This window comes from Fulvivirga sedimenti (assembly GCF_020328055.1).
Window position 1 is genome coordinate 368,886 of the sequence record NZ_JAIXNE010000004.1, and the last position, 15,520, is coordinate 384,405.

The 15,520-nt window shown below is 45.1% G+C and carries 15 protein-coding genes; 5 read left to right on the forward strand and 10 right to left on the reverse strand.

The window, feature by feature from the left end; translation table 11 throughout:
• Nucleotides 1–176: 176 nt before the first annotated feature.
• The 3 genes from LDX50_RS19620 to LDX50_RS19630 form a co-directional block, all read right to left on the reverse strand.
• Complete coding sequence (locus LDX50_RS19620) at nt 177–575, reverse strand: hypothetical protein (RefSeq protein ID WP_225697905.1); 399 nt, start codon at nt 573–575, stop codon at nt 177–179.
• A 12-nt stretch (nt 576–587) separates the two neighbouring features.
• Entirely contained in the window at nt 588–1,124 is a 537-nt protein-coding gene (locus LDX50_RS19625; RefSeq protein ID WP_225697906.1) for a P-loop nucleotide/nucleoside kinase family protein, read from the reverse strand.
• An 89-nt stretch (nt 1,125–1,213) separates the two neighbouring features.
• The gene (locus tag LDX50_RS19630) at nt 1,214–2,290 is read right to left on the reverse strand and encodes a fatty acid desaturase family protein (protein WP_225697907.1); all 1,077 of its coding nucleotides are present in this window, start codon (nt 2,288–2,290) and stop codon (nt 1,214–1,216) included.
• A gap of 246 nt (nt 2,291–2,536) precedes the next feature.
• Between LDX50_RS19630 and LDX50_RS19635 the strand changes: the two genes are divergently transcribed.
• Nucleotides 2,537–2,920, forward strand: coding sequence for a hypothetical protein (locus LDX50_RS19635; protein WP_225697908.1), 384 nt, complete (start codon nt 2,537–2,539; stop codon nt 2,918–2,920).
• Nucleotides 2,921–2,924: 4 nt separating this feature from the next.
• Here the strand turns inward: LDX50_RS19635 and LDX50_RS19640 are convergent, their stop codons facing one another.
• On the reverse strand, nt 2,925–5,027 hold the full coding sequence (locus LDX50_RS19640; RefSeq protein WP_225697909.1) for a c-type cytochrome: 2,103 nt from the start codon (nt 5,025–5,027) through the stop codon (nt 2,925–2,927).
• Nucleotides 5,028–5,147: 120 nt separating this feature from the next.
• Between LDX50_RS19640 and crtD the strand changes: the two genes are divergently transcribed.
• Nucleotides 5,148–6,617, forward strand: coding sequence for a 1-hydroxycarotenoid 3,4-desaturase CrtD (crtD, locus tag LDX50_RS19645; protein ID WP_225697910.1), 1,470 nt, complete (start codon nt 5,148–5,150; stop codon nt 6,615–6,617).
• Complete coding sequence (locus tag LDX50_RS19650) at nt 6,614–7,282, forward strand: carotenoid biosynthesis protein (RefSeq protein ID WP_225697911.1); 669 nt, start codon at nt 6,614–6,616, stop codon at nt 7,280–7,282. Before crtD ends, LDX50_RS19650 begins: the two co-directional genes overlap by 4 nt.
• A gap of 43 nt (nt 7,283–7,325) precedes the next feature.
• Here LDX50_RS19650 and LDX50_RS19655 read toward each other — a convergent pair whose 3' ends face one another.
• Both LDX50_RS19655 and LDX50_RS19660 read right to left on the reverse strand, forming a co-directional pair.
• On the reverse strand, nt 7,326–7,571 hold the full coding sequence (locus LDX50_RS19655) for a hypothetical protein (protein WP_420828561.1): 246 nt from the start codon (nt 7,569–7,571) through the stop codon (nt 7,326–7,328).
• Entirely contained in the window at nt 7,531–7,698 is a 168-nt protein-coding gene (locus LDX50_RS19660; RefSeq protein ID WP_225697912.1) for a hypothetical protein, read from the reverse strand. Before LDX50_RS19660 ends, LDX50_RS19655 begins: the two co-directional genes overlap by 41 nt.
• A 121-nt stretch (nt 7,699–7,819) precedes the next feature.
• On the opposite strand from LDX50_RS19660, the gene LDX50_RS19665 reads away from it, so the two are divergent.
• Together LDX50_RS19665 and trxA are read left to right on the forward strand one after the other, a co-directional pair.
• Nucleotides 7,820–8,107 carry a rhodanese-like domain-containing protein gene (locus LDX50_RS19665; RefSeq protein ID WP_225697913.1) on the forward strand — a complete coding sequence of 96 codons (288 nt, stop codon included), beginning with the start codon at nt 7,820–7,822 and terminating at the stop codon, nt 8,105–8,107.
• A 1-nt stretch (nt 8,108) separates the two neighbouring features.
• Nucleotides 8,109–8,432, forward strand: coding sequence for a thioredoxin (trxA, locus tag LDX50_RS19670; protein ID WP_225697914.1), 324 nt, complete (start codon nt 8,109–8,111; stop codon nt 8,430–8,432).
• Between the two features lie 24 nt (nt 8,433–8,456).
• Here the strand turns inward: trxA and LDX50_RS19675 are convergent, their stop codons facing one another.
• The 4 genes from LDX50_RS19675 to LDX50_RS19690 all read right to left on the reverse strand — a co-directional run bounded on the left by LDX50_RS19675 (nt 8,457) and on the right by LDX50_RS19690 (nt 15,508).
• Nucleotides 8,457–9,758: a M20 family metallopeptidase gene (locus tag LDX50_RS19675; RefSeq protein WP_225697915.1), complete on the reverse strand. Its 1,302-nt coding sequence runs from the start codon at nt 9,756–9,758 to the stop codon at nt 8,457–8,459.
• A gap of 89 nt (nt 9,759–9,847) precedes the next feature.
• Nucleotides 9,848–12,583: a pyruvate, phosphate dikinase gene (gene ppdK / locus LDX50_RS19680; protein ID WP_225697916.1), complete on the reverse strand. Its 2,736-nt coding sequence runs from the start codon at nt 12,581–12,583 to the stop codon at nt 9,848–9,850.
• A 103-nt stretch (nt 12,584–12,686) separates the two neighbouring features.
• A complete protein-coding gene (gene xylA / locus LDX50_RS19685; RefSeq protein ID WP_225697917.1) occupies nt 12,687–14,015 on the reverse strand; it encodes a xylose isomerase in 1,329 nt (442 codons plus the stop codon).
• Nucleotides 14,012–15,508, reverse strand: coding sequence for a xylulokinase (locus tag LDX50_RS19690; protein WP_225697918.1), 1,497 nt, complete (start codon nt 15,506–15,508; stop codon nt 14,012–14,014). The genes xylA and LDX50_RS19690 overlap by 4 nt, the downstream gene beginning before the upstream one ends.
• Nucleotides 15,509–15,520 lie beyond the last annotated feature (12 nt).

The window sequence follows — 15,520 nt, forward strand, 5'->3', positions numbered from 1 at the left end:
TTGGCAATGAAACAAAGCTATGCGCAAATTCCTGATTGCTAAATTGTTTAACCAAATAAACCCCATGTCCTTTCTCCTCCGGCATTTAAATAAAAAGGCCGGATAATTCCGGCCTTTTAAACCAAATAACACCCATGTAACAACCATTTATTACTGTATTCTTATTAAAATCCTGTTTAAACCGGACTTTCCAGTGCCTTTCTTAATGATTTAGTGATGGAAATCAGGTTATGATGATACTTTTTTAAGCGTTCATGCGCTTTATGCTGTTCCTCATGTCGTTTATATTCATCTTCGTGCTCCCGGGCGAGTTCGATGTCCAGTTTTGTGCCTTCACCTACCAAACTTATATCAATCTCGTGTCTTTCCAGCTTACTCCGGTGTTCAGCAAGGACTCTCACATGATCTAAAAGTGCTATTTTATGTTGTACAATCGCCTCTTCGAAAAATTGCAAAACCTGCTCCTGAGACTCAATTTCCTGTTCCCACATTTTCAGGTCGTGGGACCACATTTTGATATCGGACTGCCATATTCCATGTTCCCGATGCATGTTAAGATGCGTAGTATTGTCCATTTCAACGTAAATTTAAATAGTGAGATTAGCCATTCTTGATTTTCCATTTTGCATAAGCCCCGGGATAGATTTGAGGGTCAGCCTTATCAAATCATTCAGGCGACTATCGCGGGTGTATTCCAGTACGAGGTGTTTTGAATCCATTGGTTCAAATGAACTCAACAAAGTGCGGTAAATTGAAAATTTATCTGAAATAGCCGGGTCATGCCGGAACAGGTTCCAGCCTGAATTATACGTATCAGAGACAATTTCAATCCAGTAGACCTCTGTATTCAGAATATCTGCCACGTCATGAAAATCCCGTCGGATACTTTTCAGGTAAAAGGTGCCTTCAAGAACCAGGTTTTTTTTGTCAAGGGTATGTTCAGACATTTCCTGGAGAAGATTCAAATAGACTGCCTCCTTTTCTTTTTTACTGAACGAAGGTGATGCTATCCATTTACGCCGAATAGCGGCAGTGTTTAAAAAATCGAACTGTAGGTATTGAGCCAGACGCTGAGCAAACTTGACTTTTCCCGTTCCTGGTAATCCAAATACAATTATCACCATGACCCTGCTGATTTGTTTATAAGATCAGCAAAAAGTCTGGCGAAAGCTATGAGGACGGTCAGCCGGTCACGTGATAGACATCAACCAGCTCAGGCGACACGCATGGAAGGACGACGTCCGTATTCTTTCAGCGTTAAATAATGAGAACGAACCGCATTTCTGAAGCCGGGCTGATCATTATACGGAATTCCCATTTTACCAGCCTGTTCAGCCACAATCGGCGATAAATCCGGATAGTGAATATGACAGATATGCGGAAAAAGGTGATGTTCAACCTGGAAGTTCAGGCCTCCCATATACCAGGTAAGAAACCAATTTTTACGCGCAAAATTAGAGGTGGTACGCAGTTGATGTTCCGCCCATGAATTCTCGGGAGATTCAGAAGACTCGGAATGGTCAACACCTTCAACCACGTGCGCCAACTGGAAAGTTACACTCAAAACAAAACCTCCTACCATATGGAGGGTAACAAATCCGATAATCAGATACCAGAATGGAATATTCAGGATCAATGCCGGTATTCCAATGATGTAGGCATAGTAGAGAATTTTTGAAACGATCAGAATGACCCATTCCCTGTTAAGGTTTTTCGCATACCTGGGATCATCATTCAATTTGATCAATTGTTTAAAGTCCTTGAACGTCACCCAGCTTAATGTACCAAGTGTATAGAGGAACCATGAATAGATGTGCTGAAAGCGATGGAATTTATACCATTTGGCATGCGGTGAAAGTCTAATTACATTCCCGTTCTCCAGATCTTCATCTGCGCCGTGAATATTCGTAAATGTATGATGTTTTACATTGTGCTGAATAACCCAGTTAAAGCGGTTACCCCCGAGGAAATTCATTGAATACGCAAGTACCTGATTCACAATCCTGTACTTTGAAAAAGATCCATGGCAGGCATCGTGCATCAATGACATGCCTAGACCTGCATAGGCAAAACCCATTATTACGCATCCCAGCCACATGACGAAAACGGGTATTGGTAAGGTGAGTATGAGCACAAACGGCAAAATGTATGCGGTAAGCAAAAGGAATGATTTAAGATACATCTTAAAATTACCCTTACGGGAAACTCCCGTTGATGTGAAGTGATTGTCCAATGCCTTTTGCAGATTTTTCTGAAAAGATTCATCAGATCTTTTGAATCGTACGATCATATAAATTTAATAAAATACAGGGCTACCTATTATTAAAAAATTAAGCCCACACTAGGTGCAGAAGAAAATAGAGGACCATAGCTAAAAATACTCACCCTGCGTTCCGCCGACTGACTAAGATACAAAAGGTAGTGATTAAACGTTCCATTGTTGAGGACATTTCGGTAATATTTGGTACGTCTGGTAACTTGCAGTGATAAATACCGTGATTTTTTGTATTTTCGGAGGCAATATTCAGAACACCCAATGGAATTAATAAAGAAGATAATCAGATGGACTTTCGTGTCTCTTGGAATACTGGGTTTACTCATATTTCTCTTCCTCTATTTTGCCAACTACAGCGATGGATATCGTGCGGGTACGCCCATCAAGGTGAGCCGGAAAGGAACCATCTTCAAGACCTGGGAAGGTGAAATGAATATTGGCGGACTCACCAGCTCCGGGGATGGTGTCATACCCACAACCTGGGAATTTACTGTACGTGATGGCCAAAGCCAGGTGCGTGAAGATATTGACCGCGCTATCGAAAATGGCAAACGTGTTAAATTGTACTATAAAGAAAAGTATGTTCGGATGTTTTGGCTAGGTGATACAAAATATTTTGTATACAAAGTCGAAGAAATCCTGTAACGTCCTAGGGCAGTGCGAAAGCTACATAGTAATCTCCTGATGGAGATCCAAGCTTGCCTCCTCCACATGCTATTACCACAAACTGTTTCCCATTTATTTCATAAACCGAGGGTGTGGCAAAACCCGCTGCAGGTAACTTTGATTCAAACAATAGTGCTCCGTCCCTCTTGCGATAAACCCGAAACATTTGATCAGGGGTAGCCGCAATGAACAGCACACCCCCTTTGGTTGCAACCGGTCCTCCGTAATTCTCAGTTCCGGTTAAGATACCTCCTGTTTCAAGCCCCGGGTACTTCCCAATTGGCACTTTCCACCGAATTTTTCCAGAGACCAGATCGATCGCGTTGAGCGTACCCCATGGGGGACTTATGGCAGGAAGCCCTTCTGGAGTCGTTAGCTTCTCATAGCCCCGGATTGAATATCCCCGGAAAAAGGAAGAATCTGAAGGCAATTCCGTAATTCCCTCCCGATAATTCAGCACATAATCGGTTACTGCATCAACCTGTTCATCAGTCAGAAAACTTAAAGCTGGCATCATGCCGCGGCCTACTCTCAGCAGTTCACGCACGGTACGATCATCTGCCTTATTTTTCAATCCAATCAGACCGGGATAATTCCCAGCCCCTTCCAGCGCAGGACCATGACATGACAGGCAGTGCTCCTGGTAAATAACCTGCCCCTTGGTAAGACTTTCAACATTTCCGGATTTCCTGATATTCGTGATAATCCACGGAACTTCGTTGGCATTAATAAAAAGCATACTGCTTTCGGCATCAAAAGATGATCCTCCCCACTCCGCTCCACCGTCCAAACCCGGAAAAAAAACAGTTCCCTCTTCTGAAGGCGGTGTAAACAGGTGACCTGAATTATACGTCATAAACTGCTCTTTCAGGGCTTTGAATGAGGAATCTGGTATAAGGCCGTTGAGATCATCAACAGTCATCCGTTGCCTCATAAAGGGCTCTGGTTTTTGTGGGATCGGCTGGGTGACAGAAAGTACCTCCCCCTGTAAATGTTCATCGACCGGAACTTTCATTTCTTCAACTGGAAATACGGGCGCTCCGGTATCCCTGTCGAGAACAAATATCAAACCTGTCTTTGTTGCCTGAATAGCAACATCCCTGTTAACACCATCAACCGGTATCGTGGCAAGAACTGGCGGAGCAGGCAGGTCGCGATCCCAGACATCATGGTGAATCGTCTGAAAATGCCAGCGATAAGTGCCTTTTTCTGCATCCAGAGCGATTATAGAATTGGCAAATAAATTGTCCCCTAACCGGTCGCCGCCATAAAAGTCAAACGCTGCTGAACCCGTCGAGGCATAAACCACTCCCCGTCCTTCATCGAGACTCATGCCCGACCATGAGTTTGCTCCGCCTGCACGCATATAGGCAGTGCTGTCGTCCCAGGTGTCAAAACCATATTCCCCTGGATGGGGAATCGTATGAAAAATCCAAACTCTTTCTCCCGTTCGCACATCAAATGCCCTGATATGTCCCGGTGCCGCAGGGTTCGACTCAGATACCCGGGAGCCTAGAATTAAGAGATCCTTATATATAACCCCGGGAGAAGTGGCCGTAACATATAGTGATGTTGCATCACGGTCAAGCCCACTGCGCAAATCAATTCTTCCCTCAGTGCCAAATGAGCGATCTGGCAACCCTGTGAGTGCATCAACTGACAGTAAATAGGAACTCACAGCATAGAACAGCCGTTTCTTTTCTCCGTCTGTCCAGTAGGTTACCCCCCTGTTGGTATTCAGTGCTTCTGGCAATTCTTCAATAACATCCCTGGGATTGAACGTCCAGACTTCTTTGCCATTTGAGGCATCCAGCGCAAACAAACGCAATGATGGTGTCGTAGCGTACAGAATACCATCCAGTACAATTGGATTGCACTGTATTTGAGATCCTTCCCTGGCATCGCCCGTTTTATATTCCCACGCTACCTGCAGGCGGCTTACATTGGAAGTGTCGATCTGAATAGCTCCACTATACTGTGTGCGTGCGGGATCCCCCCCCGCTACGGTCCAATCGATGTTTGCAGACGGGCTTGTGGAACACGCGGCCGAAATACATAGCAGAAAATACAACAAGAATCGATTCATAATTCAATATAAAGGAGCATTCGCTTCGAAACAAAAAATCCTTTCCGGGTATTGAGAAAGACGACGGCCGGTTTAACAAAAGTTCAATGTCAATGTTTGATAGGATATAGGTTATGTGAAATGTCAAAAAACGCCATTATCATCGGTTCTGGAATAGCGGGAATTGCAAGTGCATTGCGATTAAGGAAAAAAGGATACGATGTAACTGTTTTCGAAGCTAATCCATATGTCGGTGGAAAACTGCATGTAGTCGAAAAGGATGGCTTTCGATGGGACGCCGGTCCTTCGCTCTTCACAATGCCGCACCTGGTTGACGAACTGTTTGAGTTACATGATATTGATCCCCGAACCCTTTTTAATTACAAAAGGAAAGAAGTGGTCTGTAATTATTTCTGGGAAGATGGTACGACGTTCAGTGTTCATGCTGATACCAACAAATTCATCAGCGAAGCAGCAAGAACTTTTAATACATCTGAAGTTTCGCTAAAGAATTACCTGAGGAATGCCAAGGAAAAGTATGACCTGACAACATCGGTTTTTCTCGAAAAATCACTTCATAAGGCTTCAACATACCTCTCCTTCGACACCTTAAAGTCACTCATCCAGAGTCATAAACTGGACATCACATCAACTTTAAACTCGACCAATAAAAAATATTTTTCCGACCCCCGGCTGGTTCAACTGTTCAATCGCTACGCCACCTACAATGGTTCATCACCGTATCAAACTCCGGGAGTTATGTCGTTGATTCCTCATTTGGAGATGCATTATGGATGTTTTCTTCCAAAAGGCGGGATGCACGCCATTACCAAAAGCTTGCATCAGCTGGCCATTGATCAAAAAGTTCAATTCAGGCTCAATGAACCTGTAAAGAAAATTCTTCATGAAAGTGGGGTGGCCAATGGTGTGCAGACAGAACAAGGCAGTTATTATTCTGACTTATTGGTTTGCAATATGGACATCTATTCCACATACAATCTTTTGTTGAAGGATCTGAAACGTTCAGATAAAATTCTCAGGCAGGAACGCTCCAGCTCTGCCCTGATTTATTACTGGGGCGTCGGCAGAACATTTAAGGAACTTGACCTTCATAATATATTCTTCAGTAAAGATTACCGGGAGGAGTTCAGGTGCTTGTTCAAAGAAAAAACATTCTCGGAAGACCCCACTGTTTATATTAATATCACAAGTAAGGACGAGACCGATGATGCGCCTGAAGGAAATGAAAATTGGTTTGTCATGATCAATGCACCTGCCAATTATGGTCAGGATTGGGAAACACTCAAAAAGATATCAAGAGACCGCATTGTCCAAAAGATCAACAGGATTTTAAAAACGGATATTGAAAAGTACCTGGTAACGGAAGAAATTTTAGATCCGATTCTGATTGAGAGCAGAACAAGCTCACATCGGGGATCGCTGTACGGAGCATCAAGCAATTCTAAATTCTCGGCCTTTTTAAGGCATCCGAACTTTTCAGGAAGACTGAAAAATTTATACTTCTGCGGGGGCTCTGTTCATCCGGGAGGCGGCATTCCATTGTGCCTTCAATCTGCCAAAATTGTAAGTGACTTAATACCAGACGCATGATCCGGGGACTCGAAATACGGCAGGAATTAATTTCAATACCCAGGCTGACCATCGGTATTTTCCTGGTCTATCTTTTTCATATTTCTGCATTGATTGGCGTGACACTGGGTTATCAAAACTGGTTCATTGAAAAAACGCCTCTAAATCTTTTTGCGATTTTCTGCCTGCTGGCATGGCTCTTCCCTATTGATTCAGGAAAAAAGATTCTCGCCGTTACAATGTTTTTTTCCGGAGGAATGATAGCAGAATGGCTCGGGGTTCATTATGGAATATTATTCGGCGTTTATGAGTATGGTGAAAATCTCGGCCCGAAAATCGACGGTGTCCCGTTTTTTATAGGGATTAACTGGGCAGTATTGGTACTGATCACAGGGGTTATTTCCAACAGGATCAAAGTTTCAAAATGGCTAAAGGTCCTGATTGGCGCCGGATTAATGGTGCTCTTTGACTTGTTCATGGAGGTGCCAGCCCCTGTATTTGATTTCTGGGTTTTTGAAGGAGGTATCGCCCCCTTGAGTAATTATATTGGATGGTTTGTAGTAGCTGCCTTCCTTCACACAGTGTTCCAGCACATTAAAATTGAAGGTGATTTTCTTTTCAGCTTGCATGTTTACATCTGCCAGCTGTTATTCTTCGCGTACTTCTATTTCTATTACGGTCTATAGGTAATTCATTTCAGGTATGGCGAAGTGAACCACGCCGACTTCATTACCCCTTCACTTTTCCGAGCCGGATCCCAATGGCTAAAAACAGCCAAACCCAGGGCATTCCATGAAGTAAAAGATCGAAATAATCCATGGCTTGCATGCCGGTTCCCCCGCCCATGACCCATCTTATTTTGCCCACAATATGGGGTTCAGGCACAAATGGCGCTAATCCGAGGGTCAGGCTGGCCAGCAATGGCATCAGTAAACTACGATAGCTTTTTTTCGATTGCGTCGAGTCGTTTTTCAATTTCCTGGAGTTTATGAATGATTATGATATGTGTTTTTTTTGCATCAATTCCTACAACACTTTCCTCGCTTGATATCATTGACGCAATTTCCTCGTAGACTTTTTCGGGTACAACCTTCGATTTCATAGCAGTATATTTTAAATGTAAAGTTCCGGTAAGACAGGCCCTTACTGTGTAACATGAGTTACAAACCAGTGCCTTAAATCCTCGTTAGTTTGTATAAATGTTTTCAAAAAACGAAATAGAAATGAATAAAATTGAAGAATATATTTTGAATGGTGCTCCGGTAATTGACGTGAGAACTCCACAGGAATTTAATGGCGCAAACGCACCGGGCAGTATAAATATACCCTTGAATGAAGTAACCATGCGGCTTGAGGAACTAAGAAGCATGCCTCAACCGTTAATATTGTGCTGCAGAAGCGGCAACCGGAGTGGACAGGCGGCATATTATCTTTCACAGCAGGGAATTGAATGTTATAATGCCGGTTCATGGACCGATGTGAATTATATATTATCAAAAAAGGCAAGTTAAAATGGCTGAAACCAAAAATGCTTCGTTTGATGAGTTGATCAACTCTGAAAAACCTGTCCTGGTCGATTTTTCGGCCGTATGGTGCGGACCGTGTCAGATGATGGCTCCCATACTTAAGGAACTTAAAACGCGCGTCGGGGAAGATGCGGTCATTATAAAAGTGGATGTTGATAAAAACAGGAAGCTGGCAATGGACTACCGAATCCAGGGTGTACCCACATTGATGGTCTTTCAGAAGGGAGAAGTGAAGTGGGGGCAGTCAGGGGTTGTCCAGGTAACCCCACTTGAGCATATCCTGAAACAATACATGCCCGCAAAGGCATAGGTGATAAGGCCGTGTAATCCGGCCTTATTTTTTTTGATTTAAACGGTATAGCAGAAGCGCAGCCCGTTTGGTTAGATCAGGCAAACGGTTTAGGTCGGCATATTCGTTGGCGGTATGATCATTTCCGCCGCTCAATCCAATCCCATCCATCGCGGCATCCACAAGTCCGGAAGTAAATGAAACATCCGCCGCTCCTGCACGGAGTGGATCTACAGCCGAAACCGGCCCCAAACCAAGATCAGATGAAACCGTACTGTACAGATCCAGCAACTCCCTGTTTCCCTGTGTTGGCGGCAATGGCGGATACCCTTCTTCAAAGGTTATCGCAGCCTCCGTTCCCGGCAAATGGGATGAAACGATTCTTTCCATGGTTTCTTTGGTCATGGCGAGCTGCTCAGGAGAAACCGCCCGGATATCACCGGAAACCACCACTTCACTGGCAACCACATTTGATTTACCGTATGCGGTACCACCGTCCTTTCCATTATCAAATTCAACTGCCGTGCCGCCCAGGATTACACCAGGATTAAAGGTTAATAAGGGCTCCTGGGAAAGTTCGTCATAAAATGCCTTCAAAATTCGGGAAGCCTCATAGATCGCTCCGGCACCCACCTCCTCCGAAAAAACCTGGGAACTATGGGCCGCATTTCCATTAACTTCAAGTTTCCATCGTATCGAACCCCTCCTGGAAATAACTGCCGTTTTGAAATTACTGTCCCCGTTTTCAAATCCAATAGCGACATCAGCCCATTCTGCAGTCTCAACCAGGAGCTGCTTCGACAACGATAACGGACTTCCACTTTTTTCTTCGTCACCCGTCATTACAACCCGGACATTCATATTCTTCAATGCACCAGCCTCGCGCATCGCCCGCAGGGCATAAAGAATGATTACATCCCCTCCTTTCATATCCACCACACCCGGTCCGCGCATAACCGAATCTCCGTCAATAGTATATGACTGATATGGATGATCCGGCTCAAAAACTGTATCCAGGTGACCTATCAGCATTACTTTCAGGTTTTCCGGTTTTCCTTCATGAGTTGCAAGAAGATGACCGGCCCTTCCAAATTCCTGGCCATCAACCCAGGATGTTTCAAATCCAAGTGCCTCAAATTCTTCCATTAGCACCTTGCCAACCGCCTGCACGCCATCGAAATTCATCGTGCCGCTGTTCATGTTGACCACTCGTTTAAGGAGTTCCAGCTGTTCCGGAGCCAGGGAATTTACTTCCTGCACTATCTTTTTTTCCGTACGGGTCAGTTGGGCACGGACAAGGCCTGAATGATTGAAAAGGATGAATACTGACAGAATTAAATACTTCATAGTTATTTCTTAAAGCACGAATTTACACCAGCTGGGGGAAACAAAAAAAGGGCGCCTCTCAGCGCCCTTCCCAACTTCACCCTGATTTGTCAGGCATCCTGAAGTTCTTTTTTAGAATGCTTCAGATTTGCCTGTGCTGCGGCTAATCGGGCAATAGGAACCCGGAATGGAGAACAACTCACATAATCCAAACCGGTCCTGTCGCAAAACTCGATTGAAGACGGATCACCTCCGTGTTCACCGCAGATACCCAAATGCAGCTCTTTATTGGTCTTCAGACCCAGGTCAACAGCCGTCTTAACCAAATATCCAACACCTTCATTATCAAGCACATTGAACGGACTTTCCTTCAATAATCCCTTCTTCAGATATTCCGGCACAAACGTTCCCATATCATCACGGGAGAATCCAAAGGTCATCTGAGTGAGGTCATTCGTTCCAAAGGAGAAGAAATCTGCATAACGCGCGATTTTATCTGCTGTAATTGCTGCTCTTGGCACCTCTATCATTGTTCCGATAGAGAATTTGATTGAAGCGTGTTTTTCTTCAAAAACAACTTTGGCTTCATTCAAAATAATTTCCCGCTGCATTTTCAGCTCTTTATAATCACCTACCAATGGCACCATGATCTCCGGAGTTACTTCGAGCCCTTCGGCGGAAATATTCAGTGCCGCCTCCAGAATCGCACGGGTCTGCATGCGTGTTATTTCAGGAAATGTATTACCCAGTCGGCAACCGCGGTGTCCCAGCATCGGGTTCACTTCACGAAGTTGTTCCGCCTTCCGGGTGATTTCTTCCACAGGTACGTTCAGTGATTTTGCAACTTCAGTCTGTTCTTCCAGTTCAAATGGAATGAATTCATGGAGTGGCGGATCCAATAAACGAATGGTAACAGGATACCCTTTCATTGAACGGAATATACCCTCAAAATCAAACCGCTGCATCGGAAGAAGCTTTTTGAGGGCTTTCTCACGTCCCGCTTCATTGTTGGCAAGTATCATTTCACGCATCGCTACAATCCGGTCTCCTTCAAAGAACATATGCTCTGTTCTGCAAAGACCGATTCCAGTAGCGCCAAAATGCCGTGCAACTGAAGCGGCATCCGGAGTATCAGCATTCGCCCGTACTTTCATACGTGCATGGCTGTCGGCAAGTGACATCAACTCTTCAAAGTCGCCTGTAAGTTCCGGTTCAACGGTATCAATTTTACCTTCATAAACATTACCTGTAGAACCATTCAGTGAAATATAGTCACCTTCCTTATATACCTTATCCCCTACTGTCATCGTCTTATTTCGGTAATCGATCGTGAGGGCTCCTGCTCCGGAAATACAACATTTACCCAATCCGCGTGCTACAACAGCTGCATGGCTTGTCATTCCGCCACGTGCTGTTAAAATACCATTCGCTGCGTACATCCCTTTCAGGTCATCTGCAGATGTCTCGATCCGAACCAGTATCACGGGTTCCTTACGTTCGACATAGGTAAAAACATCTTCCTGGAAGAAAACAATCTTTCCTGTGGCTGCACCGGGTGATGCAGGCAAACCATTGGCAATAACAGTAGCCTTATCCAATGCACCGGCTTCAAATACCGGGTGGAGGAGCTCATTCAGTTTTTCAGGATCCAGGCGTAACAAGGCTTCCTCGTCGGTGATAAGACCTTCTTCGCGCATGTCACGGGCAATTTTAAGCATGGCACTGCCGGTTCGCTTACCGGTCCTGGTCTGAAGCATCCAGAGACGTCCTTCCTGAATGGTGAATTCCACATCCTGCATATCCCTGAAATGCTCTTCCAGCAATTGACGGATATCCATCAGCTGATGGAAAATTTCAGGCATATATTCTTCCAATGAAGGATAATCTTCGGCGCGTTCCTTTTCACTTACGTGGGCAAACTTCGCCCAGTTCCTTGAGGCTTTCAATGTAATCTGAAGCGGGGTACGGATACCAGCCACTACGTCTTCACCCTGGGCATCAATGAGGTATTCACCATTGAAAACATTTTCTCCCGTCGCTGCATTCCTTGTAAATGCCACGCCGGAAGCAGATTCATCACCCATATTTCCATACACCATAGCCTGTACATTCACCGCGGTTCCTCCTTCATTGGAAATACCATGAATTTCACGGTAATGGATGGCCCGGGGTGTATTCCAGCTTTCAAACACTGCCATTATAGCGCCCCATATCTGATCCTTGGGATTCTGAGGAAAAGGTTTGCCGGCATACTTTTCAGTAGTCTCCTTGTAAAGCTGAACAAGCTCTTTCAACTGATCTACAGTGAGATCCTTGTCATAACGCTTTCCGTATTTGCGCTTTTGTTCCTCAAGAACGGTTTCATAGGGATTTTCACCGTGTTCATCTACCACCTTCATTACAACATCCCCGTACATCTGAATCAGGCGTCGGTACGCATCCCATGCGAAGTGGTCTTTCCCTGTGAGTTTGGCAAGACCTTCAACTGCCTCATCATTCATACCAATATCAAGAACCGTATCCATCATTCCAGGCATGGATTGTTTGGCACCGGATCTAACAGATAGCAAACATGGATTTTCGCTACTTCCAAAATCAGTGCCCATAACATCCTGGATGAAATGCAGGCCATCAAGGGCCTGATCGAATATCATATCATGTATTGCATCCCTCCCTTTTTGCTGGAAGAGCTTGCATACATCAGTGGTAATAGTAAATCCGGGAGGCAATGGAATTCCAATTCTGGCCATTTCAGCCAGGTTTGCTCCCTTGCCGCCCAGCAGGTCTTTCATTCCAGAATGACCGTCAGCGGTTCCGTTTCCGAATTTATAAACATATTTTTCCATAATAATTGGGCATTTGAGTATGGTTGAAGTTGCCCAAAACCTGTATCAAATGCCGTGACAATCATCATGGAAATACCTGATAATTGAGGTACGGTGAACTGACCTACATATATTGATTCAGAATGTTTTCGTAGCGCTCCTGCTGACCGCTGATTTTTGCGGGTTCTCCCATTTCCATTGCCAGATTCGCCAGCTGCTTCAGGTCGAGGTTTCCATTTTCAAAATCCTTTCCCGGACCGGAATCAAATGAAGCATACCGATTTTTAAGCATTGAAGGATAGGGTGATTCAGTCAGTATCCGGTTTGCAATGAGCAAAGCCCGTGCAAATGCATCCATTCCTCCGATATGCGCATGAAAGATATCTTCCAGATCGGTGGAATTTCGCCTGGTTTTTGCATCAAAATTAATTCCGCCGGTGGTGAACCCTCCGCTGGATAAAATAACCAGCATCGCTTCAACCAGCTCATATATATTCACCGGAAACTGATCGGTATCCCAGCCGTTCTGATAATCACCTCGGTTTGCATCAATGCTTCCAAGTACCCCTGCATCTGCCGCAACCTGTAACTCATGTTGGAAGGTATGGCTGGCCAGGGTCGCATGATTCACTTCAATATTAAGTTTGAAGTCATCCATCAGATTAAATTCCTGCAAAAATGCGATCACGGTTGCCGCATCAAAATCATACTGATGCTTGGTGGGCTCCATGGGTTTTGGCTCAATCAGGAAGGTTCCTTTAAATCCCTGTGATCGTCCGTAATCCCTTGCCTTGGTAAAGAAAGTGGCGATATGCTCCTTTTCCCGTTTCATATCTGTGTTCAGCAGGCTCATATATCCTTCACGTCCACCCCAGAATACATAATTCTCGCCACCCAGCCTGATGGTAGCATCTATTGCATTACGTACCTGGAAGGCGGCGTGTGTAACAACCTGAAAATCCGGATTGCTCGCCGCACCGTTCATGTATCGCGGATGACCGAAAAGATTCGCCGTTCCCCACAACAATCGTATACCGGATTCCTTCTGCTTCTCTGCAGCATAGGCAGTGATCTTATCGAGACGATCTTCTGACTCCTTCAGTGTAGAAGCCTCATCCACCAGGTCATAATCATGGAAACAGTAAAAGGGAATGCCAATTTTAGAAATGAATTCGAAAGCAGCATCCATTTTCTGGCGCGCAATCACATTGGCATCGCTTCCCACATTCCAGGGAAAGTCTTTTGTAGGCGCTCCGAAGGGATCCCCTCCCGTACCACAGAAGGTATGCCAGTAAGCCACAGCAAATCGCAAATGCTCCTCGAGCGTTTTGCCTGCCACAACCTGTGATGGATTATAATACTTAAATGCGAAGGGGTTATCTGAATCTTTGCCTTCAAACTGGATCTTACCGATACCTTTGAAGTACTCTTTGTCTCCTGTTACAATATTCATAGTGTTTTTATTAGTTTTTCAATAAGTATTTTCTTCCAGGCCTGATATAAATTCAGGTATTCAGACCTGCCTGCATCACTCGGTAAATAAGTTTTTTTCAGTTTTAGAGGTATGTCCTGCATCGAAGGATAATATTTCAATCCGACACCTGCAGCCAACGCTGCACCACGCGCCCCATCAGTATCGTACAACTCCACACGACAATTGGTGAGGTCGGTAAACAGCTGGCAAAATATCGGGCTCTTGAACATATTGGCATCTGCAACTCGAATGACAGATGGCTTGCTTCCGAGTGACTCCAAGACCTCAAAACCGTAGTACATTGCGAAACAAACACCCTCCTGAACTGCCCTGAAAATATGCGCATTTGAATGTCGGTTAAAATTAATTCCCAGCAGAGCCGCATCCATCTTTCTATTTGATAGCATCCGCTCTGCCCCATTACCAAATGGAAAGAATTGGAGTCCGTCGGATCCGGGATTAATTTCTCCCGCCATCTGATTGAGTTCGTCGTAGGGTTTGCCAGAATCTGCACTGATGCGCCTGATCCAGTTGTAGGCGATCCCGGTTCCGTTTACACACAATAAGATTCCATATTTTTTGCCTGCCTGGGATGGGTGTAAAAATGTATTTACCCTTGAAAGCTTGTCACCTGAAGGAATATCTGTAACCGCGTAAATAACCCCGGAAGTACCGGCTGTCGCAGCTACCTGGCCTGCCTCGGAGACTTTTAATGAAAGCGCGTTGTTGGGCTGATCACCTGCACGATATCCGATGGGAACACCGGCCTGCATGCCGAGTTCTTTTGCTGCACTTTCTCCCATGCGTCCCTGAAGACCAAATTCCGGAACCAGGTCCGGCACAAGCCCGCGTTTTACCCCCAGAACATCCAGCACAGGTCCTGATATTTGCCAGGATTCAAAGTCCCAGAATATGCCCTCCGATAAACCTGTGGATGTGGTGGAATATTCGCCAGTAAGACGGTACGCAATGTAATCTCCCGGAAGCATGAAACGATGTACACGATCAAAAATTTCCGGTTCATTTTCGATGACCCACTTAAGCTTTGATGCAGTGAAATTACCTGGCACATTGAGCAAAGTGTCGAAGCAATAGGATTCCTCCAATTGTTCTGTGAGCTGATCTCCGGCGTCTACTGCCCGGCTGTCACACCAGATAATGGCCGGACGAAGAACCCTGCCCTCTTTATCCAGCAGAACCAGGCCATGCATCTGATATGAAATACCAATGCCTTCAATACGGTCTGCACTGCCCGGATGCCCCGCGGTAACTCTCCTGATAGCCCGAACCGTATTCTGCCACCACATCTCAGGGTCCTGTTCAGCCCAATCCGATGATGGTGAATGAATCGGCATCTCTTCAGAAGGCTCGAAACAGGAGGCGACTGCACTCCCTGTTGCCAAATCGACAAGGGATGCCTTTACTGATGAGCTCCCCAGGTCAATGCCAAGAAGGTATTTTTGATCACTCATTTTTTTTCTTTA

Bases quoted from the DNA above. Each gene is read 5' to 3' on its own strand.
- LDX50_RS19620 (WP_225697905.1), bottom strand. From the start codon at position 575: ATGGACAATACTACGCATCTTAACATGCATCGGGAACATGGAATATGG.
- LDX50_RS19625 (WP_225697906.1), bottom strand. From the start codon at position 1,124: ATGGTGATAATTGTATTTGGATTACCAGGAACGGGAAAAGTCAAGTTT.
- LDX50_RS19630 (WP_225697907.1), bottom strand. From the start codon at position 2,290: ATGATCGTACGATTCAAAAGATCTGATGAATCTTTTCAGAAAAATCTG.
- LDX50_RS19635 (WP_225697908.1), top strand. From the start codon at position 2,537: ATGGAATTAATAAAGAAGATAATCAGATGGACTTTCGTGTCTCTTGGA.
- LDX50_RS19640 (WP_225697909.1), bottom strand. From the start codon at position 5,027: ATGAATCGATTCTTGTTGTATTTTCTGCTATGTATTTCGGCCGCGTGT.
- crtD (WP_225697910.1), top strand. From the start codon at position 5,148: ATGTCAAAAAACGCCATTATCATCGGTTCTGGAATAGCGGGAATTGCA.
- LDX50_RS19650 (WP_225697911.1), top strand. From the start codon at position 6,614: ATGATCCGGGGACTCGAAATACGGCAGGAATTAATTTCAATACCCAGG.
- LDX50_RS19660 (WP_225697912.1), bottom strand. From the start codon at position 7,698: ATGAAATCGAAGGTTGTACCCGAAAAAGTCTACGAGGAAATTGCGTCA.
- LDX50_RS19665 (WP_225697913.1), top strand. From the start codon at position 7,820: ATGAATAAAATTGAAGAATATATTTTGAATGGTGCTCCGGTAATTGAC.
- trxA (WP_225697914.1), top strand. From the start codon at position 8,109: ATGGCTGAAACCAAAAATGCTTCGTTTGATGAGTTGATCAACTCTGAA.
- LDX50_RS19675 (WP_225697915.1), bottom strand. From the start codon at position 9,758: ATGAAGTATTTAATTCTGTCAGTATTCATCCTTTTCAATCATTCAGGC.
- ppdK (WP_225697916.1), bottom strand. From the start codon at position 12,583: ATGGAAAAATATGTTTATAAATTCGGAAACGGAACCGCTGACGGTCAT.
- xylA (WP_225697917.1), bottom strand. From the start codon at position 14,015: ATGAATATTGTAACAGGAGACAAAGAGTACTTCAAAGGTATCGGTAAG.
- LDX50_RS19690 (WP_225697918.1), bottom strand. From the start codon at position 15,508: ATGAGTGATCAAAAATACCTTCTTGGCATTGACCTGGGGAGCTCATCA.